Below are 21,378 nucleotides of genomic sequence, written 5' to 3' on the forward strand. Positions count from 1 at the left end.
CTGATTGAATCGCCGGATGACCTCCCCCGACCCGGCCGGCGACGGCACCTACCACAAGGGCCTCAAGCGCAGGCACATCCAGATGATCGCCATCGGCGGCGCGATCGGAACAGGACTCTTCCTCGGGGCCGGTGGCCGCCTCAACTCCGGCGGTCCCGGCCTCCTCGTCGTGTACGCGATCTGCGGCATCTTCGCCTACCTCATCCTGCGGGCGCTCGGAGAGCTGATCCTGCACCGCCCGGACTCCGGGTCATTCGTCTCGTACGCGCGCGAGTTCTTCGGCGAGAAGCTCGCCTTCGTGACCGGCTGGATGTACTGGATGTACTGGGGCATGATCGGCATCGTCGACGTGACGGCCGTCGCCCTCTACATGCACTTCTTCGGCAAGTACGTCCCCGTGCTGGCCGAGATCCCGCAGTGGGTGTTCGCGTTGCTCGCCCTGACGGTGGTGCTGCTGCTCAACCTGCTGTCGGTGAAGGTGTTCGGCGAGCTGGAGTTCTGGTTCGCCCTGATCAAGGTGGTCGCGCTCGTCGCGTTCCTGGTGATCGGGATCGCCTTCGTGGTGTGGGGCACTCCCGTCGACGGCCGCACGCCGGGCTTCGCGCTGCTCGCCGACCACGGCGGGCTCTTCCCCACCGGGCTGATGCCGCTCGTCCTCGTCGTCCCTGGCGTCCTCTTCGCCTACGGGGCGATCGAGCTCATCGGCACCGCCGCCGGCGAGACGGAGGACCCGCAGAAGACGATGCCGCGCGCGATCAACACCATCCTGGTGCGGATCCTGTTGTTCTACGTGGGCTCGGTGCTGCTGCTCTCCCTGCTCCTGCCGTACACCGCCTACAAGAAGGACGAGAGTCCGTTCGTCACGTTCTTCTCCTCGATCGGCGTCGACGGAGCCGACGCGATCATGAACCTCGTCGTCCTGACCGCGGCGCTCTCATCGCTCAACGCCGGGCTCTACTCGACCGGGCGGATCGCCCGGTCGCTGGCCCTGCGCGGTGCGGCGCCGCGGTTCGCGCTGCGGATGAACAAGGGCGGCGTCCCCTACGGCGGCATCCTCATCACGGGCGCCGTCGCTCTCGTCGGCGTCGGCCTGAACCTGGTCATGCCGGGCGACGCGTTCGAGATCGGGATCAACCTGACCTCCCTCGCGATGCTGTGGGCCTGGGGGGTCATCGTGATCTGCCAGCTCAGGCTGCGGTCCCTCGCCCGGGCCGGCCGGCTGACGAGGCCGTCGTTCCGGATGCCGGGGGCACCGTACACGAGCTATCTCACGCTGGGCTTCCTCGCCACCGTCGCGCTGCTCATCCTGTTCGACTGGCCGACGGGCACGATCACGTTCGGCGCGGCCGTCGTGGTCATGGTGCCACTGTTCGTCGTGGGCTGGTATCTGGTCCGCGGCCGGGTGCGGGCGCACGCGGCTCAGGAGGCCGCTGCCGCCTCTGCCGCCGAGGAGTCCACGGTGCGCTGAGCCAGCAGGAAAGCCTGCCGCGACTTCTCCGGCGCGATGCGCTCGCGGGTCAGCTCGGCGACAAGCTCGAACCCGGCCGCGGCCAGCCGCTTCTTCACGCGTGCGGGCGACTGACGGCGGGTGCGGAGGTCGAGCTCGTGGCCGTACGCCTGCCGCAGGCGCACCACGTCCTCGTCGCCGCCCTCGCTCACCTGGAACGCCAGTAGCAGCCGACCTCCCGGCCGGACGACGCGGGCGAACTCGGCGAACACGGCGTCCTGCCGGCCCTGCGGGATGTGGATGATCGAATACCAGGCCAGGGCGCCGGCGAGCTCGCCGTCGCGGAACGGGAGTGCCGCCATCGACGCCACCTCGAACGGGATGCCGGGGTGGTCGCGCCGCGCGACGTCGATCATGCCGGGCGAGAGGTCCACGCCGCGCACGTCGACCCCGATGCCGGCGAGGAACCCGGAGACACGGCCCGGACCGCAGCCGATGTCGGCCACCGCTCCCCCGCCGCCGCCCGCGACCTGCTCGGCGAACGCGGTGAGAAGCGCCCGCTCGAGCGGCAGCTTCTCCAGCTCGCCCGCCAGCAGTTTGGCGTAATCCTCGGCCACCAGGTCGTAGGCGACGCGCGCCTCCTGCTCACTGTCCACCCGACCGACCCTAGCGGACGGCGAAACGCCCCCGTCCGTGGAGGGACGGGGGCGTTTCGTCAGTCGCGTGGCTGTCTCAGCCAGCGGTAGAAGAAGCCCCGATGGGGCGTCGACTACTTGAGGGTGATGGTGGCGCCAGCCTCTTCGAGCTGAGCCTTCGCCTTCTCGGCGGCCTCCTTGTTGGCACCCTCGAGCACGGTGCTCGGCGCGCCGTCAACGAGAGCCTTCGCCTCACCGAGGCCGAGGCTGGTGAGGGCGCGCACCTCCTTGATGACCTGGATCTTCTTGTCACCGGCGGCCTCGAGGACGACGTCGAACGAGTCCTTCTCCTCGACCTCTTCGGCGGCGGCGCCCGCACCACCGGCGGCCGGGGCGGCCACGGCGACGGGGGCGGCGGCGGTGACCTCGAAGGTCTCCTCGAACTTCTTGACGAACTCGCTGAGCTCGATGAGCGTGAGCTCCTTGAACGCGTCGAGCAGCTCGTCAGTCGACAGCTTTGCCATGATTTTCTCCTTAGTGTGTGTGGTGACTCACCGCTGCGGGATCCTTGCGGACCTTACGCAGCGGACTCCTGCTTCTCACGCAGCGCGTCGACCGTGCGAACGGCCTTCGACAGCGGTGCGTTGAACAGATATGCGGCTCCGAACAGCGAGGCCTTGAAGGCGCCGGCCAGCTTGGCCAGCAGAACCTCACGGGACTCGAGGTCGGCGAGCTTGCCTACCTCTTCTGCGGTCAGCGGGTTACCGTCGAAGTAACCGCCCTTGACCACCAGCAGAGGGTTTGCCTTGGTGAAGTCACGAAGTGCCTTCGCGACGGCGACAGGGTCGCCGTGCACGAACGCGATCGCGGACGGCCCGACCAGTTCCTCGTCGAACGACGAGATTCCCTGGTTGTTGGCCGCGATCTTGGTCAGCGTGTTCTTCACCACGGCGTACGTCGCGTGCTCACTGATGGACTTGCGCAGCGTCTTGAGCTGAGCAACAGTGAGACCGCGGTACTCGGTCAGCAGAACGGCGGTCGAGCTCTCGAACAGTCCTTCGAGCTCGGCGACCGTGGCTTCCTTGTTCGCCATGGCTACTCCTCGGTTGTCTTCTCGCACACCGCGGAAACGATGTGCGCCTCGACCGCGGGCAAAGAAAAAAGCTCCGGCGCAGACGCACGGAGCTCGACTCGCAGGAAACTGCGGGAATCACTTCACACACCTGCGCGGGCGCCCACCTGAGTGGAACTTCTCGACATGCGAACATGTCGACCAGCGGTCTTCGGCTCCGTCAAGGGTACGGGATGGGTCGTGTCGCACGCAAATCCGCTGCCCCGTGCTCGTCGGGCGCTGCGCGGTGGGCACGCAGGAAGTCCCCCACGTCCCGCCCGAACCGCGGATGCAGGGCGACGCCCGCGTGCGAGCGGTTCTGGTAGACCACGTGCGAGGCGCGCGGGAGCCCGCGGACGGTCTCCGCCGCGAGCGCCAGCGGATAGAAGAAGTCGCGGCCGCCCGAGACGACAAGTGCGGGAACCGAGACGCGCGACAACCGGTCGCGCACGTCGAAGCCGTCCTCGGCCTCCACGAGGGCGCGCAGCCCGTCCCGGTCGGCTGGGCCGGGCAGCAGCCGGGTCACCAGCCGGACGGCCGGGGCCAGCAGCGGGGAGTCCATCGTCGCGAGCGCGAGCTCGGACGTCGCGCCCGGCTCACCCGTGCTCAGGAGGTCGGCGTAGCGGCGCTGGGCGGCCCGGCCGTTCGCGCCGAGCGTCGCGGCCCCCGCCGCGACGACGAGGGAGCCCACCACATCGGGATGGTCGACGGCGAGCTGGAGGGCGATGCTCGCACCCGTCGACACCCCCATGATCGCCGCGGGCGCGCGGAACCGGCTGCGCAGCATCGCGGCGTAGAGGTCGGCGACCTCCGCCATCGTGGCGCCGGGCTCGAGGCGCGCCGGCCGGCCGACGGCGTGCACGCGGTGCGTGCGCGCGGGGCCGCTCACGATGACGCGCTCGGTGAGCGCGTCCAGGCCCCGGGCGCGGCCGGGCTCGGAGGGCAGGCCGCGCAGGAACACCAGGGGCGGGGCGGCGGGGTCGCCGTAGGCGACCGTGGGCAGGACGGTTCCGGTCACTCCCGGTCCGCTCCCTCTGGTGCGGTCTCAGGCTCAGGAGCGACCTCGGGGTCCGGGGCGAGCTCGGACTCCGGCGCGCGCTCGGGTGTCGGCGCAGCCTCCTCGAACACCGCGCGCGACCCGGACGGAGCGGCGGCCGCCACGGCCAGCGGCAACCGGACCGTGAACACCGTGCTGCCCGGCTCGCTGGCCACCGTGACCGTGCCGCGGTGGGCCTCCACCACCGCGGAGACGATCGCCAGGCCGAGCCCGGTCGATCCGGTCGCCCGGTTGCGGCTGCTGTCGCCGCGGGCGAAGCGCTCGAACAACGTCTCCCTGAGGGTCTCCGGGATGCCGGGGCCGTCGTCGGAGACGGTGACCACGGCCTCCTGCGTGGCGGCGTCCACGGCGAGCGCGGCGACCACCGTGGTGCCCTCCGGTGTGTGGACGCGCGCGTTCGCGAGCAGGTTCATCACCACCTGGTGGAGGCGTGGAGCGTCGCCCAGCACCTCCACCGGCTCCTCGGGCAGTTCGATGCGCCAGGTGTGGTCGGGGCCGGCGGCGTGCGCGTCGCTGACGGCGTCGATCAGCAGTAGGGAGAGGTCCACCGGGTCGCGGTCGAGCTCACGGCCCTCGTCGAGGCGCGCCAGCAGCAGGAGGTCCTCGACCAGCGAGGTCATCCGGGTGGCCTCCGACTCGATGCGGCCGAGGGAGCGGGTGACGTCCTGCGGCAGCTCGTGCGGCGAGCGCCGGGTGAGCTCGGCGTAGCCGCGGATCGAGGCCAGCGGCGTCCGGAGCTCGTGGCTGGCGTCGGCGACGAACTGGCGCACCTTCTGCTCGCTCGCCTGCCGGGCGGTCAGCGCGGAGGCGACATGGCCGAGCATCCGGTTGAGCGCTGTGCCGACCTTGCCGACCTCGGTGTGCGTGTCGGTGTCGGCCTCGGGGACGCGCACGGACAGGGCGACGTCGCCGCGGTCGAGCGGCATGTGCGCCACCTGCTCGGCCGTGTCCGTGACGCGCGCGAGCGGTCTCATGGCGAGGCGCACGACGAAGCTGGCGATGAGGAAGGCGAAGATCAGGCCCGCGAGGGTGACCAGCGCGATCACGATCGTGAGCTGCTGCGTGGTGGCGTTCACCTCGCTGAGCGGCAGGCCGATGATCACGCTGTCGCCGTTCTCCAACTGGGCGGCGGCGATCCGGTAGGAACCGAGGGACGCGCCGAGGTCGACGGTGCGCGGCTGGGAGTCGGCGGGCACCGTGAGCAGCGCGGCGCCGTTGATCGGGACCTGCTTCGGCCCGAGCGGCTGGTCCGTCGAGGCCGACGACCGGTCGGACAGGATCACCGGCGGGAACAGCAGGCCGCCGGTCGAGCTCCGCACCGCTCCGAGCGTGCCGGTCGGCTGACCGGGAGTCGTCACGACGCCCTGCGCCTCCGGAATGGTCGGGCCGCCCGCATTGATGCGGTCGGCGGTGTGCTGCCCGCGGAGGAGCGCGCTCGTGAGCTGCTGGTCCAGCCGCTCCACGAGGTAGTTCTGCAGCGCGAGCACGCTGATCGTGCCGATCACCGTGCCGAGCACCGCGAGCATGGCCACGACGACCAGCACCACGCGGCTGCGCAGCGTCCAGGTGCGGAACGGACGGAGGCCGAGGCGCCGGGCGCGCTCACGGCCGGAGGTCGGGGCGCCCGCAGAGCGGGCAGCGGTCATTGCGCGGCCTTCACCATGTAGCCGGCGCCGCGCACGGTGTGGATCATCGGGGGGCGGCCGGCGTCGATCTTCTTGCGCAGGTAGGAGATGTAGAGCTCGACCACGCTGGAGGAGCCGCCGAAGTCGTACGACCAGACCCGGTCCAGGATCTGCGCCTTGCTGAGCACGCGCCGCGGGTTGCGCATCAGGAAGCGCAGCAGCTCGAACTCGGTGGCGGTGAGCTGGATCGGGTCGCCGTCGCGGTGCACCTCGTAGCTGTCCTCGTCCAGCACGAGGTCGCCCACGATCAGCACCGGGTCGCCCTGGTCGGCGACGGCTGCGCGTGACCGGCGCAGCAGGCCGCGGAGGCGGGCGACGAGCTCCTCGAGGCTGAACGGCTTGGTGACGTAGTCGTCGCCGCCGGCCGTGAGCCCCGCGATCCGGTCGTCCAGGGCGTCCTTGGCGGTGAGGAACAGGACGGGCGCCTCGTTGCCGTCGGCGCGCATCCGGGACAGCACCTGGAGGCCGTCGATGTCCGGCAGCATGATGTCCAGCACGACGACGTCCGGCTTGAACTCGCGGGAGAGCTGCAGGGCCTGCTGCCCGTTGGACGCGGTCTTCACCTCCCAGTCCTCGTAGTGCAGCGCCATCGCGAGCAGATCGGTCAGCGTGGCCTCGTCGTCGACGACGAGGACGCGGATCGAGCTGCCGTCGGCTCGGCGCAGGAGGGTACGGGGCTGGCTGGAGGTGCCGGACGCGGCTCGGGCATTGATGGTCACCTTTCCCATTATGAGGAGCGGAATCGGCGGCGTCTTGGTGAAACCTATGGGAGTTCTGAGAGTCAGTGGTCCGGCGTCGCGGCGGCGGATGTGAACTCCCTAAGCGGCACACGGCAGATCCATAGCCATGCCATAGTGCTCCGCAAACCGCTTTCCCTAGCTTCCTCCTGAATCACTCTTTCCTCCCCAGAGATATGGAAGCCAATGTTCGGGACATACCTGCGGCGCGAGCTCCTCAACCGCCGCAAGCAGACGGTCATCATCGCGATCGGCATGGCGCTCGCGATCGCGCTCGTCATCATCGTCAACGCGGTATCCGCCGGTGTGAAGGACGCGCAGGCGAGCGTGCTGCAGTCCGTCTACGGCGTCGGCACCGACATCACCGTCACGGAGCCGGCCACCGCGCAGAACGCGACCGGCCAGCAGGGCGCCGGCGGCGGCCCCCGCTTCGACTTCGGCGCCAACTCCGGGACCGACACCGGCTCCGGCCGCCAGGTGCACACCTCCCGTCTGGCCCCCACCCGCGGCGCCACCGTGATGGACGCCTCCACGCTGACCACGGCCAAGAAGGTCCAGAACGTGCAGGCCGCGGCCGCGGTGCTCTCGCTGACCAACACCAGCTTCAACGGCACCCTCCCGAACTTCCAGCAGCTCCGCGAGCAGCGCCAGGCGGCCGGCGGCTCCGCCGCGACCACGCCGGCGCCCACCGGCGGCGCTGACGGCGCGGGCGGCAGCTCGTTCACCGTCGACTCCTTCTCGGTGATGGGCCTGGACCCGGCCGGCAAGTCGGTCGGACCGCTCTCGTCCGTGACGCTGGCCGGCGGCCGCACGTTCACCGCGGCCGACAAGTCCGCCGACGTGGTGGTCCTTGACGCCGCCTACGCCAAGAGCGCGAGCAAGGCCGTCGGCGACACCGTCACCATCGGCGGAACCGACTTCAAGGTCATCGGCATCGTCTCCGCCACCGGGGCGGACTCCACCACCGCCGCGAACGCGTACATCCCGCTCGGAGTCGCGCAGACGCTCTCGGGACAGGCCTCCAAGATCTCCTCGGTGTATATCACCGCCGCGTCGTCGAGCGACATCGACCAGATCAAGGCCGACCTGACCAAGGCCCTCCCCGGCGCGACCGTCAGCGACCAGGCCGACCTGGCCTCCAGCGTCTCCGGCTCGCTCGGCAGCGCCGGCCAGCTCATCGCCAACCTCGGCACCTGGCTCTCGGTGATCGTGCTGGCGGCGGCGTTCCTCATCGCCATCCTCTTCACCATCTCCGGCGTCACCCGCCGCACCCGCGAGTTCGGCACCCTGAAGGCGATCGGCTGGTCCAACCGCCGCATCACCGGCCAGGTCGCCGGCGAGTCGATCGTGCAGGGCCTCATCGGCGGCATCATCGGCGTCGCCGTCGGACTCCTCGGCGTGTGGGTCGTCAACATCATCTCCCCGACTCTGACCGGCGGCATCGGCTCCGGCTTCGCCAATGCCGCCGGTCGGGGCACCGGTGGGGTCGGCACCGGAGGAGCGGGCGGCGGCGGCTTCGGCGGCGGTGGCGGCGGCTTCGGCGGGGGCGGCGGCTTCGGCGGCGGCGGGACCGGAGGCGGCGGCGCGTTCGCCGGCGTCCGCCGGGCCGCCTCCCAGACCACGGCCGACATCGCCCTGCACGCCCCGATCACGGTGTGGATCATCGTCGGCGCGGTGGCGCTCGCCATCCTCGGCGGTCTCCTCGCCGGTGCGATCGGCGGCTGGCGCGCCTCCCGTCTCCGTCCCGCCGCCGCCCTGCGCTCGGTCGCCTGAGCCGCCCCAGACCACAAGAAGGAGCAGTCGTGTACACCCTCACGAACGTCACCAAGAAGTACCGCCAGTCCAGCCGCGAGGTCGTCGCCCTCGACGACGTCACCCTGGAGATCCCGGACGGCCAGCTCGTCGCCATCCAGGGTCCGACCGGCGGAGGCAAGTCGACGCTGCTGCAGATGCTCGGCGCGCTCGACCGGCCGACGACCGGCTCGGTGGAGCTCGGCCCGGCGAGCCTGTCGAAGCTCGGCGACCACAAGCTCACCGGCATCCGCGCCAACGAGATCGGCTTCGTCTTCCAGGGCTTCAACCTGATCCCGACCCTGACGGCCCAGGAGAACGTGGAGACCGCGCTCGCACCGCTCAAGGTCAGCGCGGAGGAGCGCAAGCGCCGCGCCGCCGAGGCACTCGCCTCGGTGGGCCTGGCCGACCGCGGCAGCCACCTCCCGTCCGAGCTGTCGGGAGGCCAGCAGCAGCGCGTCGCGATCGCCCGCGCCCTGGTCAAGAACCCGGACGTGCTGCTGGCCGACGAGCCCACCGGCAACCTGGACGAGGAGACCCGCGACGAGATCATGGACCTCCTGGAGGGCCTGTGGCGCGACCGCGGCCTCACCGTCATCGTCGTCACGCACGACTCCGCGGTGGCCAAGCGCGCCCAGCGCCGCCTCCACATCAAGCACGGCCAGGTCAACGAGGTCGCGTAGCGCACACCGCGACCGCTTCGGCGCCCGTCCCCGCGACACCGGGGGCGGGCGCCGATGTGTTTGCGGCCCGTTCCCGCTCCGGCTGGAGAAAGCCAAGAAATGTAACAGGAAGATTTAGGATTTTTGGCAACGCCATTGCAAATTGTTGATTGCGGACGTGCCGCCCCGATATTGTTTGGGGCGCTGTGCGGTGCGTGCGGCCCGCGCAACGAAAGGAATTTCCGTGACCGTAGATTCACGGACGAGTTCTCGTTCGGCCGATGAGCCGAAGGCATCCATCCCCTTCGCGCTCTGGGTGCTCATCGCAGTGTCGTTCTTCGTATCCCTGGGCTTCGGACTGATCGCCCCCGTATTGCCCCATTACGCCGTGTCGTTCGGAGTCACGAATACCGGCGCCGCGCTCGTCGTGAGCTTGTACGCCGTAGCAAGGATTGCGTTCGCGCCGGTGGCAGGCATCCTCATCGAACGGTGGGGCGAGCGCACCGTCTACATGACCGGTCTCGTCGTGCTGGCGGCGTCCACACTGACCACCGCCTTTGCCGCATCGTACGGGGAGCTGCTGGCGTTCAGGAGCGTTGGCGGCATTGGGTCAGTCATGTTCAACGTCGCCGCGGGTGCGCTGCTTATCCGCGTTGCACCGGAAGAGATTCGCGGTCGCGCCGTCGGCATTCTCACGTCATCGCTCTTTTTAGGCGACTTCGTCGGTCCCGTCGTTGGCGGCCTCCTCGCCGGCTTCGGAGCGCGCTTGCCATTCGTCCTCTACGGTCTCCTGTTGCTGGCGTGTGCGTTGGTGATTCTGATCTGTGTCCGGAACGTGCATGGGCACCGGACGAATGGCACGAGCAAAGCCCCGCCGATGCTGCTTCGGGAAGCTTTCAAGGACCGCCGGTACGTGTCGAGTCTCGGCTCTTCGTTCGCCACAGGCTGGGCGAACATCGGAGCCCGACCCACCCTTATCCCGCTGCTGGTCGTCTCGACCCTGCACTCGGGACCGTTCGCTGCGGGGCTCGCGATGGGCGCGTTCGCGCTCGGAAACACGCTGACGCTCTACGCCGCCGGCGCGCTCTCAGACCGAGTCGGACGAAAGCCGCTGGTCATCATCGGGCTCGTTGTCGGCGGACTCGCTCAGCTTCTGATCGGGCTCAGCCCATCAATCGTGATGTTGTGCATCTGGTCGGTCGTCGCCGGCATCGGCGCAGGCGTCCTGAACCCGGCGCAGCAGGCCGCTGTCGCGGACGTCATCGGGCGCGACCGAAGCGGAGGCCGGGTGTTGGCCATTTCCAGCATGGCCCTCGACTGTGGCATGGTCATCGGTCCGCTCGCTGCAGGGGCCATCAGCGACCACGCGGGATTCGGGTGGGCGTTCGGCGTCTCCGCCCTCCTGCTTGCGGGGTCAGCCGTTCCCTGGCTCTTCACACGACGTGCAGTCGTTGCGGAAAGGGCTGCGTGAAAATGGACGTCGTCATCGGTGTGTGACCGTTTCACCAGGCAAGGCTTCGGTTTAGGCATTCGTCACGAATGTCGTGGCCTCAGTTCGGGGTCGCGACGACCGTCATTCCGGCGGCCTCGGCGAGGAGGACGGCCTGGCGCTGATCGATGGTGGCGCCGCGGAGGCCGACGTCGGCCGGGTCGACGCCCGTTAGGTCGCTGCCGACGAGGTTCGCCGCGGAGAAGTCGGTGCCGGCGAGCGTCGCCGCCGACAGGTCGCAGCCGGCGAAGGTCGCCTCGGCGCAGCGCGCCCGGCCGAGGTCGGCCTCCCGCAGTTTGACGCCCGTGAAGTCGACCCCGCGCAGCTCGGCGCGGCCGAGGTCGACGAACGACCAGTTGCCGCCCTCGACCTTCAGCAGCGCGAACTCGCATCCGCTGAAGCTGCTGCCGGTGAGCTTGCACCGCCGGAACGTCGCGTCGAAGAAGTTGCAGCCGATGAACGTGCAGTTCACGAACGCGCTGTCGGTGTGCTCGCTCACGTTGAAGCGGACCTTGCGGAACGTACACGCGGTGAACGTGGCGCCCGTCGAGCGCACCTCCGTCAGGTCGAGGTCGATGAACTCGACGCCATCGAACTCGAGGCGGTCGAGGTCGCGGCCGTACCAGTCCTCGCCACGGATGATGTCCACGGGGGGTGAGCCTAGCGGGGCGCTCCGGCCTCAGTCCTGGTTGCTGAACGCCGCGTCGAAGGACGCCGTCGGCAGCTTCCACAGCAGTGAGCGGATGAACCCGACGGCCTCCGCGGCGCCGTGCAGGCGGTCCATCCCGGCGTCCTCCCACTCGACGGAGATCGGGCCGGTGTATCCGATCGACTCCAGAGCGCGGAACGAGTCCTCCCACGGCACGTCGCCGTGCCCGGTCGAGACGAAGTCCCAGCCGCGGCGCGGGTCGCCCCAGGGCAAGTGCGAGCCGAGCACGCCGGCGCGGCCGGACTTCGGCCGAAGGCGGGTGTCCTTGCAGTCGACGTGGTAGATGCGGTCCTTGAAGTCCACGATGAAGCCCACCGGGTCGATGTCCTGCCACATCATGTGCGACGGGTCCCAGTTGAAGCCGAACGCCTCGCGGTGGTCGATGGCCTCCAGGGAGCGGACGCTCGTCCAGTAGTCGTACGCGATCTCGGACGGGTGCACCTCGTGCGCGAACCGCACGCCCTCGCCGTCGAACACGTCGAGGATCGGGTTCCAGCGGTCGGCGAAGTCCTGGTAACCGGCGTCGATGACGGAGGCGGGGACCGGCGGGAACTGGGCGACGTACGGCCAGATGCTGGAGCCGGTGAAGCCGACGACGGTGTCCACGCCGAGCTTGCGGGCGACCTTCGCGGTGAGCTTCAGCTCCTCCGCGGCGCGCTGGCGGACGCCCTCCGGGTCGCCGTCGCCCCACACCTTCGAGCCGACGATCGCCTGGTGGCGGAAGTCGATCGGGTCGTCGCAGACGGCCTGGCCCTTGAGGTGGTTGGAGATGGCCCAGACCTTCAGGCCGTACTTGTCGAGGATGTCGAGGCGCCCCTGGAGGTACGCGTCGTCCTCCGCGGCGCGCCAGACGTCGAGGTGCTCGCCCGAGCAGGCGATCTCCAGGCCGTCGTAGCCCCACTCGGAGGCGTGCTTCGCCACCTCCTCCAGCGTGAGGTCGGCCCACTGGCCGGTGAACAGGGTGACCGGGTGCGTGCGCCCCGACTCGACGTCAGTCATCAGTTGGTTCCCATCTCGATCCAGGTGCCCGACTCGGCGGAGTCGATCACGGCGTCGGTGATCCGGACGGCGCGCAGGCCGTCCTCGAAGCGCGGCAGTCCGTCGGGGGTCTCCCCCGCGACCGCGGCGTAGCTGTCGGCGACGAACGCGTTGAACGCGTCCTGGTAGCCCTGCGGGTGCCCGGACGGCACCACGCAGAGCCGCGCGGCGTCGGCGCTGAGCTGGTCGGCGTCGCGCGGGACGAGGAGGCTGCCGGAACGGCGGCCCACCCACAGCGTCTCCGGCTGCTCCTGGTCGAAGGCCACGCTCTCGGCGCTGCCCGCGATCTCCAGCCACAGCCGGTTCTTGCGGCCGGGCGCCACCTGCGACACGAGCAGGGTGCCGATGGCGCCCGACTCGGTCTCGATGACGACCGCGGCGGCGTCCTCGGTCGTGATGCCGGCGTGGGAGGCGCGCTCGGCGAAAACCGTGCGCTTCTTGGCCGACAGGCGCGCCACCCGGTCGCCGCTGACGAACTCCACGAGGTCGACCAGGTGCGAGCCGATGTCGGCGAACGCGCGGGAGCGGCCGCCCTGCTCGGAGTCGACGCGCCAGTTGTCGTCGCCGGAGGCCAGCAGCCAGTCCTGGAGGTAGGAGGCGTTCACGGTGAGCACGTGACCCGCGGCGCCGGAGGCGAAGCGGGCCCGGGCCTCCCGGACCATCGGGTGGAAACGGTAGACGAACGGCACGGTCGCCGTGCGCCCGGCCGCGGCGGCGACCAGCGCCTCCGCGTCACCGACGGTGGTCGCCAGCGGCTTCTCGCACACGACGTCCTTGCCGGAGGCGAGCACCGCAGCGGCCTGCGAGGCGTGCAGCGCGTTCGGCGTCGTCACGTGGACGACGTCGATCGTGTCGTCGGCGAGCACCTCCTCCAGCGAGCCGTACGCCCGGCCGATCCCGAGGCGCTCGGCCGCGGCGGCCGAGCGCTCAGGGGAGGACGAGACGATGCCCGCCAATTCGGCGCGCGCGGCGCGCGCGGCGCGGGAGTGCACCTCCGCCATGAAGCCGCCGCCGACGATCGCCACCCGCAGCCGCGCTCCGGCCGTGCTCTCGTCCCGCCGGCTCAGTCCACCCGACTCGTTGCTCACGCTGCTCCGTTCGTCCGTCGATGCCGAGGATCAGGCCAGGGTCGCCGCGCGCGGGTCCCAGTCCTCCGGCAGTGCCGGGGCGACCGTGACGGTGCTCGTGACGTCCACCGGGGCTCCGGACTCGCCGGCCTCGATGGTCGCGACCATCACGTCGAGGACGTGGAAGGCCTGCTCGCCCGAGGCGCGCTCGGGGACGCCGGCGCGGATCGCCCGGGCCAGCTCCACGACACCGATGCCGCGGCCGCTGGTGGTGCCGGTCGAGGGCAGCGTCTCGACGCCGTCCGCACCGTGCACCAGGAGGTCGCCCTCGAAGGTGTTCGGGTCCGGGACGACGAGCGTCGCCTCCAGGCCCGCGACCTCGAACTGGGTGCGGCCGAGCTTGGAGTCGAAGCTGAAGATCGACTGCGCGGTCTGGCCGCTCTCGAACTCGTACAGCGCGCTCACGTGCGTCGGCACGGTGACCTGGAACGACTCGCCGGCGCGCGGGCCGGAGCCGATCACGCGCGACTCCTTCGCCTTGGAGGCGATGGCGCTCACGCGCTTGACCGGGCCGAAGAGCTGCACCAGCGCGGTGAGGTAGTACGGGCCGATGTCGAACAGCGGGCCGGCGCCCTCCTGGAACAGGAAGTCCGGGTTCGGGTGCCACGACTCGGGGCCGGCACTCTGCATGAGGGTCAGAGCGGTCAGCGGGGCGCCGATGCCGCCGTTCTCCACCATGCGCCTGGCGGACTGGATACCGGCGCCGAGGAAGGTGTCGGGCGCCGTGGCGACGCGCAGGCCCTTCTGGTGGGCGGCCTCCAGGAGCGCCACACCACTGGCGCGGTCGAGCGCGAACGGCTTCTCGCTCCACACGTGCTTGCCGGCGGCGAGCGCCTGCAGCGCCACCTCGACGTGCACCTTGGGGATGGTGAGGTTGACGACGATCTCGATGGTGTCGTCCGCCAGCAGCTCCTCCACCGTGCCCGAGCCGGGGACGCCGAACTTCTCGGCCTGGGCCTTGGCGCGGTCCAGGTCGATGTCGGCGACGAAGCGCACATCGAGGTCGGGGAACGCGGTGAGGTTCTCGAGGTACTGGTTGCTGATGACGCCGGCGCCGATGAGGCCGACGCCGACCTTTCCGGTGCCGGTCACGCGAAGGCCTCCGAGGTGAGGAAGGCGTAGCTGTCGGCGACGGCTTGGAAGCGGTCGCCGCGGGAGTCGTCGAGCTCGATGACGCGCAGGGCGTTCGGAGCGGCCGCGATGATGTCGGCGACGGGCACGGAGCCCTGGCCGACGGCGACCTGATCCTTGGTCTCGGTGGTGCCGGGGCCGTCCTTGATGTGCAGGGCGACGACGCGGTCGCCGAGCTTCGTGAGCAGCTCCACCGGGTCCTTGCCGCCGACGATCACCCAGTAGGTGTCGACCTCCAGCACGACCTCGGGCGCGAGCTTGCTCGCGAAGTACTCGAGCGCGGTGGCGCCCTCGATGGTGCTCTCCAGCTCGTGGGCGTGGTTGTGGTAGCCGACGCGCACGCCGTGCTTCGCGGCGACCTGGGCGGCGGCGTTGAGGGCCGCAGCGGTGGCCTCCACGTCCTCGGCGCTCTGCCAGCGCTCGGCGGGCACGTGCGGGTCGATGACCGTCTGGATGCCGAGCTCGGCGGCGGCGGCGAACACCGTGTCGAGGTCGTCGCGGCCGATGAAGCCCTGGTGTGTGGTGGGCGCGGTGAGCCCGGTCTCGGCGAAGCCCTGGCGGAGGCCGTCCGCGAAGTCGAGGAAGCCGAACGGCTCGACCTGGGTGAATCCGATGTCGGCGATCCGGCGGAGGGTCCCGACCGTGTCCTCGGTCAGGAGCTCACGGACCGTGTAGAGCTGCACGGAGAGGTTTGACGTCGACACTGGTTCTCCTCGTCGAGTTGTGCTGGGGATGGCGGCGCGCGAGCTGGCGCCCTCCCCATTCAAGCGAGACTTCTGCCGATTGTCAATCAAAAGTCGCCGCATCGCCGTCGGGCTTTGGACCGTCGACCAGCCCTGTGGTTCAATACCTGCATGACCGACAGTGCCCGGGCGTCCGGCATCGTCGCCGGCGACGCCTCGGACCTCCTGGCGATCCTGCGCGACGGCGTTCCGCGCACCCGCGCGCAGCTCGCGGAGCTCACCGGTCTCGCCCGCTCCACCATCGCGGTGCGCATCGACGCACTCACCGACACCGGACTGGTCGCCCCCGCCGGCGACAACGTGTCGACGGGAGGCCGGCCGCCCGCGCGCATCCGGTTCAACCCCGACTCGCGCGTGGTGCTCGCCGTCGACCTCGGCGCCACCCACGGCGTCGTCGCGCTGGCCGACCTCGCCGGGACGATCACGAGCAGCGAGTCCCGCCGGCTCAGCATCGCCGACGGACCGGAGGCCGTGCTCGACTGGGCGCTGGAGACCGCCGAGCGGCTGTACGCCGCGACCGCCCGCCCGCTCGGCGACCTGGTGGGCGTGGGCGTCGGCGTGCCGGGGCCGGTCGAGCACTCGACGGGCCTCCCGGTCAACCCGCCGATCATGCCGGGCTGGGACCGCTTCGACATCCCGGCCTACGTGCGCCGCGTCTTCGACGTGCCCGTGCTGGTCGACAACGACGTGAACCTCCTGGCCCTCGGCGAGCACGCCCTCGCGTGGCCCGACCAGTCCGAGCTGCTCTTCGTCAAGGTCGCCACCGGCATCGGGGCCGGCATCATCAGCGGAGGCCGCCTGCAGCGCGGCGCGCAGGGCTCGGCGGGCGACCTCGGCCACGTGCGCGTGCCGTTCACCAGCGAAACCCCGAGCCACGGCGCCCGCGACGCCGACCTGGAGGCCCTCGCCAGCGGGCCGGCCATCGCGCGGGCGCTCACCGCCGCGGGCATCCCCGCCGAGACCAGCGACGACGTCGTGGCGCTCGCCCGCACCGGCAACGCCGAGGTGCTGCAGGCCATCCGCCAGGCCGGCCGCGACCTCGGCGAAGTCCTCGCGACCTGCGTCAACCTCCTGAACCCGTCGCTCGTCGTCGTCGGCGGCAGCCTCTCCCGGGTCGGCGAGCAGCTCCTCGCCGGCGTGCGGGAGGTCGTCTACCAGCGCTCGACCCCGCTCGCCACCCAGCACCTCACGATCACCGAGTCGCGCTCCGGCGAGACCGGCGGCGCCATCGGGGCGGCCATCATGGTCATCCAGGCCACCCTCGGCGCCGCCTCCCGTCCCCTGCCCCGCTGAGCCGCCACCGGCCCACCGTCCACCGTCAACTTCCGCAGCCCGGGAACGTCGAATCGATTCGATCCACCGGGCGCCCGATCCGCCCCACACCATCACCCCTCGAAAGGACCGCAGTGACCACCGCATCCACCCCGCTCCGCGCCGGCGTCGTCGGCCTCGGCTGGGCCGGCCAGCAGCACATGGCCGCCTACTCCGACCTCCCCGGCGTCGAGCTCGTCGCCATCGCCGGCATGGAGGACGGTCCCCGCGCCGAGCTCGGCGAGAAGTACGGCGTGACCCGCCGCTACAGCGACTGGCGCGACCTCGTCGCCGACGGCGACCTCGACGTCGTGAGCGTCGCCGTCCCCACCTTCCTGCACGCCCCCATCGCCGTGGGAGCGCTGGAGGCCGGCATCCACGTGCTCAGCGAGAAGCCGATCGCCCGCACCGCCGCCGAGGCGCAGACGATGGTCGACGCCGCGCACCGCTCCGGCCGCGTGCTGGAGGTCGCGTTCAACCACCGCCGCCGCGGCGACATCGAGGCGCTGAAGGCCGCGATCGACGCGGGCCAGATCGGGCGGCCCTACCACGCGCGGGCGATCTGGCTGCGCCGCGCGGGCATCCCGGCCCTCGGGAGCTGGTTCACCAACCGCGAGATGGCCGGCGGCGGACCGCTGATCGACATCGGCGTGCACGTGCTCGACTACGCGCTGCACCTGTTCGGCGAGCCGCAGGTCACCGCGGTCTCCGCCGTCACCCACTCCGAGCTCGGCGCGCGCGGCCGCGGCGGAGCGAAGAGCGACAAGCAGCATGTCGGCTCCGCCTACGAGGTGGAGGACCTGGCCAGCCTGCTGCTGCGCCTGGAGGGCGGCGGGTCCATCGTGCTCGAGACGAGCTGGGCCGCCTACCGCCCAGCCGGCGACGAGTTCGGCATCACGCTGTACGGCACCGAGGGCGGCGCCGACCTCCGCGTCGTCGACTACGCGCCCGCGGGCGAGCTGACCATCTTCACCGGCGAGGGCGAGGAGGTCGAGGACGTCGCGGTGAAGGCCGACGCCGGCCGCGGCCACCTCGCGGTGGTGGAGACGTTCCTGGAGCACGTCGCCGACGAGGCGAACTGGTCGCACTGGGACGGCTCCCTCGCCCTCGACCGCGCGCGTGTCATCGACGCGGCGTACGAGTCGGCCCGCATCGGCGCCGAGGTGCGCCTGAGCCCGGCGACGGCCGGCCTCGACGGGGACACCGACACGACCGCATCCGCTACCGAGACCCAGGAGGCATGAGCATGACCGCCCAGAACTCGACCCCGCTGCGCGTCACCGTCTGGAACGAGGGCGTCCACGAGGCCACCCAGCCCGACATCGCCGCGATCTACCCGGAGGGCATCCACGGCGCCATCGCCGCCGGCCTCACCGAGCTCCTCGGCGAGGAGGTCGTCGTGCGCACGGCGACCCTCGCCGACCCCGAGCACGGCCTGAGCGAGCAGCAGCTCGCCGAGACCGACGTGCTGCTCTGGTGGGGGCACATCGCCCACGACCAGGTCTCCGACGAGGTCGTGGAGCGCGTGCGGCAGCACGTGCTCGGCGGGATGGGCCTCATCGTGCTGCACTCCGGGCACTTCTCGAAGATCTTCATCCGCATGCTCGGCACCACCTGCTCGTTGCGCTGGCGCAACCCGGAGGGTGGCGAGCGCGAGCTGGTCTGGAACGTGAACCCCACCCACCCGATCGCGGCGGGCGTCGACCAGCCCATCGTGATCGAGGCGCAGGAGATGTACGGGGAGTTCTTCGACATCCCGACGCCGGACGACCTGGTGTTCATCAGCTCGTTCACCGGTGGGGAGGTCTTCCGCTCCGGCGTGACGTTCACCCGCGGCCGCGGCAAGATCTTCTACTTCTCGCCCGGCGACCAGGAGTACCCGGTGTACTTCCACCCGCAGGTCCGCCGCGTCCTCGCGAACGGCGTGCGCTGGGCCGCGCCCGTCGCGGGCGCGCGCCAGGCCCCCGAGGTCTCGAACCCGCAGCCGGTCTGACCCATCCACCTGGCAGGACACGCCGCCTCCGCATCGTGCGAGGCGGCGTGTCCTGCCAGTTCGTTCGACCGGCAGACTAGTGCCATGGCCAGCGAACTCAGCGTCCTCCCTTCGCCCCGCTTTCCGGACCCGGCCGACGCGCCCGCACTGCGCTGGGGCGTGATCGGGCCTGGCGGGATCGCGGCCGACTTCACGGACGCGCTGCACGTGCACACGACGCAGCGGATGGTGGCCTGCGGGTCGCGGTCGGCCGAGCGGGCCGCCGCGTTCGCTGCCGCGCACGGCGTCGAGCGCGCGTACGACTCGTACGAGGCGCTGGTCGCGGACCCGGAGGTGGACGTCGTCTACGTGGCGACACCGCACAGCGAGCACCTGGAGCACGCCCTCCTCGCGATCGCGGCGGGCAAGCACGTCCTGGTCGAGAAGCCGCTCGCCGCGAACGCGGACCAGGCCAGGCGGATCGCCGCGGCAGCCAGGGAGGCCGGCGTCTTCGCCATGGAGGCGATGTGGACCCGCTACCTCCCGCAGACCGACATCGTCCGCCAGCTCCTCGACGCCGGCGCGCTCGGCGAGGTGCGCGTGGTCACCGCCGACTTCGGCGGGAACGCCCCCTTCGACCCGGCCGGGCGGCTGTGGAATCCCGAGCTGGCCGGCGGCGCCCTCCTCGACCTCGGGGTCTACGTCGTGTCGTGGGCGTCGTTCGCGCTCGGCGCTCCCGCCGGGATCATCGCGACCGGCACTCTGGCCCCGACCGGCGTGGACGAGCAGGTCGCGCTCATCCTCAGCTCGGCCCGCGGCGGCCAGGCGCTGCTCAGCACGGGCCTGCGCGCCGGCACACCGTCGCTCGCGACCATTAGCGGCACGGACGGACGGATCGAGTTGGACAGCCCGTTCTGGGGTCCGAGCGGGCTCCGCGTCGTGGGCTCCGACGGCCGGGTCTCCGCCGAGTGGCGCGACCCGTACGGCCGGCCCTACCGCCAGGGGATGTCGTACGAAGCCGCCGCGCTCGCCCGCTACATCGCGGAGGGACGCACCGAGTCGCCGCTGCACTCGCTGGACGAGGCCGTGTCGACGCTCGCCACCATCGACGAGGCGCGCCGCCAGCTCGGCGCCGCGGGCGTGGGCTGAGCGAGGCACCCCGGGGCGGCAAAGCGGGCGTGGGCTGACAGCGGGAGTCCGCCGTCCCAGGCAGAATGGATGACGTGTTCGACCGTTCCGCCACCCGCACCGCCGACCTCTACCGGCCGGGCGTGCTGGCGGACCTCGGGCCCAGCTCCTCGGCCCCGGCCCCCCGACCGGTCGTCCCCGCCGTCCCCGGAGCGACCGGGCACCTGGCCAGGGTCGTCGCCTCGTCCAGCGACCGCGTCGGCTGGCTGCGCGCCCGCAGCCGCGGGATCACCGCGACCGACGTCGCCAAGCTTTCGACGCCCCAGTCGCTGCGCGCGGCCGTCTACGACAAGCTCAACGGCTCCGGCTTCTCGGGAAACGTCTTCACCCAGCACGGCCGCAGCCGGGAGCCGGAGATCGCCGCTTGGGTGGCCGCGACCCACGGCATCCAGCCCTCCGACCTGCTCTTCCACGCAGAGCGCGACCGGCGCCACCTCGCGACGCCCGACGGCGTGGTCTTGCGCACCGGCGGCCGGCTCGAGCTCGCCGAGATCAAGACCACGAACAAGCCGTTCAACAGCATCCCGCGCCACTACCTCCGGCAGATCTGGTGGCAGCAGTACGTCCTCGGCGCCGAGCGGACGCTGTTCGTGTGGGAGCAGCACGACCGGTTCGTGCCGATCCACGACGAGCCGCAGTGCCAGTGGGTCGACCGCGATGAGGGGGAGATCGCCCGCCTCGTGACGCTGGCCGGCGACCTGATCGACCTGCTGCGGGAGGCGACGGCCCGGCCGGTCGCCCAGGTTCATGCTCAGGCGCAGGCTCAGGCTCAGGCTCAGCCGACGATCGCCTCCTGATCCGACGAGTCGGTCTCCGCGAGCTCCGGCGCGTCCAGCGACCCGCGGTCTCCGGCGGGGGTCCGCGCCAGCGCGAGGGCGTACGCCGCCATCCACGCGATCGCGACCGTGGTTCCGACGAGCTCCAGCCACGCACCGATGTCGGTCGCGACGTGCACGAGCGCGAGCATCCCGCCGACGATCGTGATGACGGCGACCGCGACGCAGCTCGCCAGCGAGATCCGCGCGACGCGGGGCAGGCCGGTGGCGAACGCGACCTGCAGCATCGCGAAGCACGCCGCCGCGAAGCCGACCACGGCCGAGACGGTGTGCACGAGGTCCTGGAGGGTGGACGCCGGATCGACCAGCGGCACCGGGCAGTAGGCCGTGCAGGTGACCTGGGAGGCCAGGACGAAGCACAGCGCCGCGAAGCCGAGGCTGGCGGCCGGAGCCCATCGGTTCAACGCGCGCACGGACGACCGCACGTGCCCGCTCGCCAGCGCGACGGAGAAGCCGCCCGCGGCGATGAGCAGCAGCGCGACCTTGAACGGGAACGCGGTGGGAGCACCGACCGCGCCGAGCTCGCTCACGTAGACCGGGTACGGCACGGTGAGCCGAGCGGCCCAGATGATCGTCAGACCGCTGAGGACGCACACGGTCCCGATCGCCAGCAGGACGGGGACGACCCGCTGCCAGCCGCCCGCGAGCACGGGCAGGGCGAACGGCTGGCGCACGATACGCAGCAGTCGTCGCACAGGTGCTCCTCGGG

At 71.2% G+C, this 21,378-nt stretch carries 21 protein-coding genes; 9 read left to right on the forward strand and 12 right to left on the reverse strand.

All coding sequences use genetic code 11. The annotated features are described in order from the left end of the window. Positions 1–16 precede the first annotated feature (16 nt). Complete coding sequence (locus ABIA36_RS04115; protein ID WP_369960995.1) at positions 17–1,468, forward strand: amino acid permease; 1,452 nt, start codon at positions 17–19, stop codon at positions 1,466–1,468. Here the strand turns inward: ABIA36_RS04115 and ABIA36_RS04120 are convergent. The 6 genes from ABIA36_RS04120 to ABIA36_RS04145 form a co-directional block, all read right to left on the reverse strand. Next, positions 1,420–2,103, reverse strand: coding sequence for a class I SAM-dependent methyltransferase (locus ABIA36_RS04120; protein WP_369960996.1), 684 nt, complete (start codon positions 2,101–2,103; stop codon positions 1,420–1,422). The two genes, ABIA36_RS04115 and ABIA36_RS04120, sit on opposite strands and share 49 nt — an antisense overlap. A gap of 113 nt (positions 2,104–2,216) precedes the next feature. Then, positions 2,217–2,606: a 50S ribosomal protein L7/L12 gene (gene rplL / locus ABIA36_RS04125; protein WP_369960997.1), complete on the reverse strand. Its 390-nt coding sequence runs from the start codon at positions 2,604–2,606 to the stop codon at positions 2,217–2,219. Positions 2,607–2,659: 53 nt separating this feature from the next. Beyond that, positions 2,660–3,175, reverse strand: coding sequence for a 50S ribosomal protein L10 (gene rplJ / locus ABIA36_RS04130; protein ID WP_369960998.1), 516 nt, complete (start codon positions 3,173–3,175; stop codon positions 2,660–2,662). 199 nt (positions 3,176–3,374) lie between these two features. Then, positions 3,375–4,211, reverse strand: a complete 837-nt coding sequence (locus ABIA36_RS04135; RefSeq protein WP_369960999.1) for an alpha/beta fold hydrolase — start codon at positions 4,209–4,211, stop codon at positions 3,375–3,377. Beyond that, a complete protein-coding gene (locus ABIA36_RS04140) occupies positions 4,208–5,896 on the reverse strand; it encodes a sensor histidine kinase (protein WP_369961000.1) in 1,689 nt (562 codons plus the stop codon). Before ABIA36_RS04140 ends, ABIA36_RS04135 begins: the two co-directional genes overlap by 4 nt. Continuing rightward, a complete protein-coding gene (locus tag ABIA36_RS04145; RefSeq protein ID WP_369961001.1) occupies positions 5,893–6,663 on the reverse strand; it encodes a response regulator transcription factor in 771 nt (256 codons plus the stop codon). The genes ABIA36_RS04140 and ABIA36_RS04145 overlap by 4 nt, the downstream gene beginning before the upstream one ends. A gap of 195 nt (positions 6,664–6,858) precedes the next feature. Here ABIA36_RS04145 and ABIA36_RS04150 point away from each other — a divergent pair, with 195 nt between their 5' ends. The 3 genes from ABIA36_RS04150 to ABIA36_RS04160 all read left to right on the forward strand — a co-directional run bounded on the left by ABIA36_RS04150 (position 6,859) and on the right by ABIA36_RS04160 (position 10,596). Next, complete coding sequence (locus ABIA36_RS04150) at positions 6,859–8,445, forward strand: ABC transporter permease (RefSeq protein WP_369961002.1); 1,587 nt, start codon at positions 6,859–6,861, stop codon at positions 8,443–8,445. Positions 8,446–8,474: 29 nt separating this feature from the next. Next, entirely contained in the window at positions 8,475–9,146 is a 672-nt protein-coding gene (locus tag ABIA36_RS04155; protein WP_369961003.1) for an ABC transporter ATP-binding protein, read from the forward strand. Between the two features lie 223 nt (positions 9,147–9,369). Then, on the forward strand, positions 9,370–10,596 hold the full coding sequence (locus tag ABIA36_RS04160) for an MFS transporter (RefSeq protein ID WP_369961004.1): 1,227 nt from the start codon (positions 9,370–9,372) through the stop codon (positions 10,594–10,596). A gap of 79 nt (positions 10,597–10,675) precedes the next feature. On the opposite strand, the gene ABIA36_RS04165 is transcribed toward ABIA36_RS04160, so the two are convergent. From ABIA36_RS04165 to ABIA36_RS04185, 5 genes are read right to left on the reverse strand one after another with little or no spacing between them, the layout of a single operon-like run. Then, complete coding sequence (locus ABIA36_RS04165) at positions 10,676–11,263, reverse strand: pentapeptide repeat-containing protein (RefSeq protein WP_369961005.1); 588 nt, start codon at positions 11,261–11,263, stop codon at positions 10,676–10,678. A 30-nt stretch (positions 11,264–11,293) separates the two neighbouring features. Further along, the gene (locus ABIA36_RS04170) at positions 11,294–12,322 is read right to left on the reverse strand and encodes a sugar phosphate isomerase/epimerase family protein (protein ID WP_369961006.1); all 1,029 of its coding nucleotides are present in this window, start codon (positions 12,320–12,322) and stop codon (positions 11,294–11,296) included. Next, complete coding sequence (locus ABIA36_RS04175) at positions 12,322–13,449, reverse strand: Gfo/Idh/MocA family protein (RefSeq protein ID WP_369961007.1); 1,128 nt, start codon at positions 13,447–13,449, stop codon at positions 12,322–12,324. Before ABIA36_RS04175 ends, ABIA36_RS04170 begins: the two co-directional genes overlap by 1 nt. Positions 13,450–13,479: 30 nt before the next feature. After that, positions 13,480–14,580 carry a Gfo/Idh/MocA family protein gene (locus ABIA36_RS04180; RefSeq protein WP_369961008.1) on the reverse strand — a complete coding sequence of 367 codons (1,101 nt, stop codon included), beginning with the start codon at positions 14,578–14,580 and terminating at the stop codon, positions 13,480–13,482. After that, complete coding sequence (locus tag ABIA36_RS04185; RefSeq protein ID WP_369961009.1) at positions 14,577–15,323, reverse strand: sugar phosphate isomerase/epimerase family protein; 747 nt, start codon at positions 15,321–15,323, stop codon at positions 14,577–14,579. The genes ABIA36_RS04180 and ABIA36_RS04185 overlap by 4 nt, the downstream gene beginning before the upstream one ends. A gap of 150 nt (positions 15,324–15,473) precedes the next feature. Here ABIA36_RS04185 and ABIA36_RS04190 point away from each other — a divergent pair, with 150 nt between their 5' ends. The 5 genes from ABIA36_RS04190 to ABIA36_RS04210 all read left to right on the forward strand — a co-directional run bounded on the left by ABIA36_RS04190 (position 15,474) and on the right by ABIA36_RS04210 (position 20,630). Beyond that, a complete protein-coding gene (locus ABIA36_RS04190) occupies positions 15,474–16,655 on the forward strand; it encodes an ROK family protein (protein ID WP_369961010.1) in 1,182 nt (393 codons plus the stop codon). Between the two features lie 113 nt (positions 16,656–16,768). After that, entirely contained in the window at positions 16,769–17,917 is a 1,149-nt protein-coding gene (locus ABIA36_RS04195; protein WP_369961011.1) for a Gfo/Idh/MocA family protein, read from the forward strand. A gap of 2 nt (positions 17,918–17,919) precedes the next feature. Continuing rightward, positions 17,920–18,666 (forward strand): ThuA domain-containing protein, encoded by a 747-nt coding sequence (locus ABIA36_RS04200; RefSeq protein ID WP_369961012.1) that lies wholly within the window; start codon positions 17,920–17,922, stop codon positions 18,664–18,666. A gap of 84 nt (positions 18,667–18,750) precedes the next feature. Beyond that, positions 18,751–19,794, forward strand: a complete 1,044-nt coding sequence (locus ABIA36_RS04205) for a Gfo/Idh/MocA family protein (RefSeq protein WP_369961013.1) — start codon at positions 18,751–18,753, stop codon at positions 19,792–19,794. A 74-nt stretch (positions 19,795–19,868) separates the two neighbouring features. Then, complete coding sequence (locus ABIA36_RS04210; RefSeq protein WP_369961014.1) at positions 19,869–20,630, forward strand: YqaJ viral recombinase family protein; 762 nt, start codon at positions 19,869–19,871, stop codon at positions 20,628–20,630. Here the strand turns inward: ABIA36_RS04210 and ABIA36_RS04215 are convergent. Next, positions 20,609–21,364, reverse strand: a complete 756-nt coding sequence (locus ABIA36_RS04215) for a DUF998 domain-containing protein (protein WP_369961016.1) — start codon at positions 21,362–21,364, stop codon at positions 20,609–20,611. The genes ABIA36_RS04210 and ABIA36_RS04215 overlap by 22 nt on opposite strands. Between the last annotated feature and the right edge of the window lie 14 nt (positions 21,365–21,378).

It is taken from the genome of Leifsonia sp. EB34, assembly GCF_041260585.1.
Lineage (GTDB): Bacteria > Actinomycetota > Actinomycetes > Actinomycetales > Microbacteriaceae > Leifsonia.

Excerpts from the sequence above, each read along its gene's own strand:
- ABIA36_RS04190 (WP_369961010.1), top strand. The coding sequence starts at position 15,474 with ATGACCGACAGTGCCCGGGCGTCCGGCATCGTCGCCGGCGACGCCTCG.
- ABIA36_RS04115 (WP_369960995.1), top strand. The coding sequence starts at position 17 with ATGACCTCCCCCGACCCGGCCGGCGACGGCACCTACCACAAGGGCCTC.
- ABIA36_RS04150 (WP_369961002.1), top strand. The coding sequence starts at position 6,859 with ATGTTCGGGACATACCTGCGGCGCGAGCTCCTCAACCGCCGCAAGCAG.
- rplL (WP_369960997.1), bottom strand. The coding sequence starts at position 2,606 with ATGGCAAAGCTGTCGACTGACGAGCTGCTCGACGCGTTCAAGGAGCTC.
- ABIA36_RS04200 (WP_369961012.1), top strand. The coding sequence starts at position 17,920 with ATGACCGCCCAGAACTCGACCCCGCTGCGCGTCACCGTCTGGAACGAG.
- ABIA36_RS04170 (WP_369961006.1), bottom strand. The coding sequence starts at position 12,322 with ATGACTGACGTCGAGTCGGGGCGCACGCACCCGGTCACCCTGTTCACC.
- ABIA36_RS04145 (WP_369961001.1), bottom strand. The coding sequence starts at position 6,663 with ATGGGAAAGGTGACCATCAATGCCCGAGCCGCGTCCGGCACCTCCAGC.
- ABIA36_RS04140 (WP_369961000.1), bottom strand. The coding sequence starts at position 5,896 with ATGACCGCTGCCCGCTCTGCGGGCGCCCCGACCTCCGGCCGTGAGCGC.
- ABIA36_RS04205 (WP_369961013.1), top strand. The coding sequence starts at position 18,751 with ATGGCCAGCGAACTCAGCGTCCTCCCTTCGCCCCGCTTTCCGGACCCG.
- rplJ (WP_369960998.1), bottom strand. The coding sequence starts at position 3,175 with ATGGCGAACAAGGAAGCCACGGTCGCCGAGCTCGAAGGACTGTTCGAG.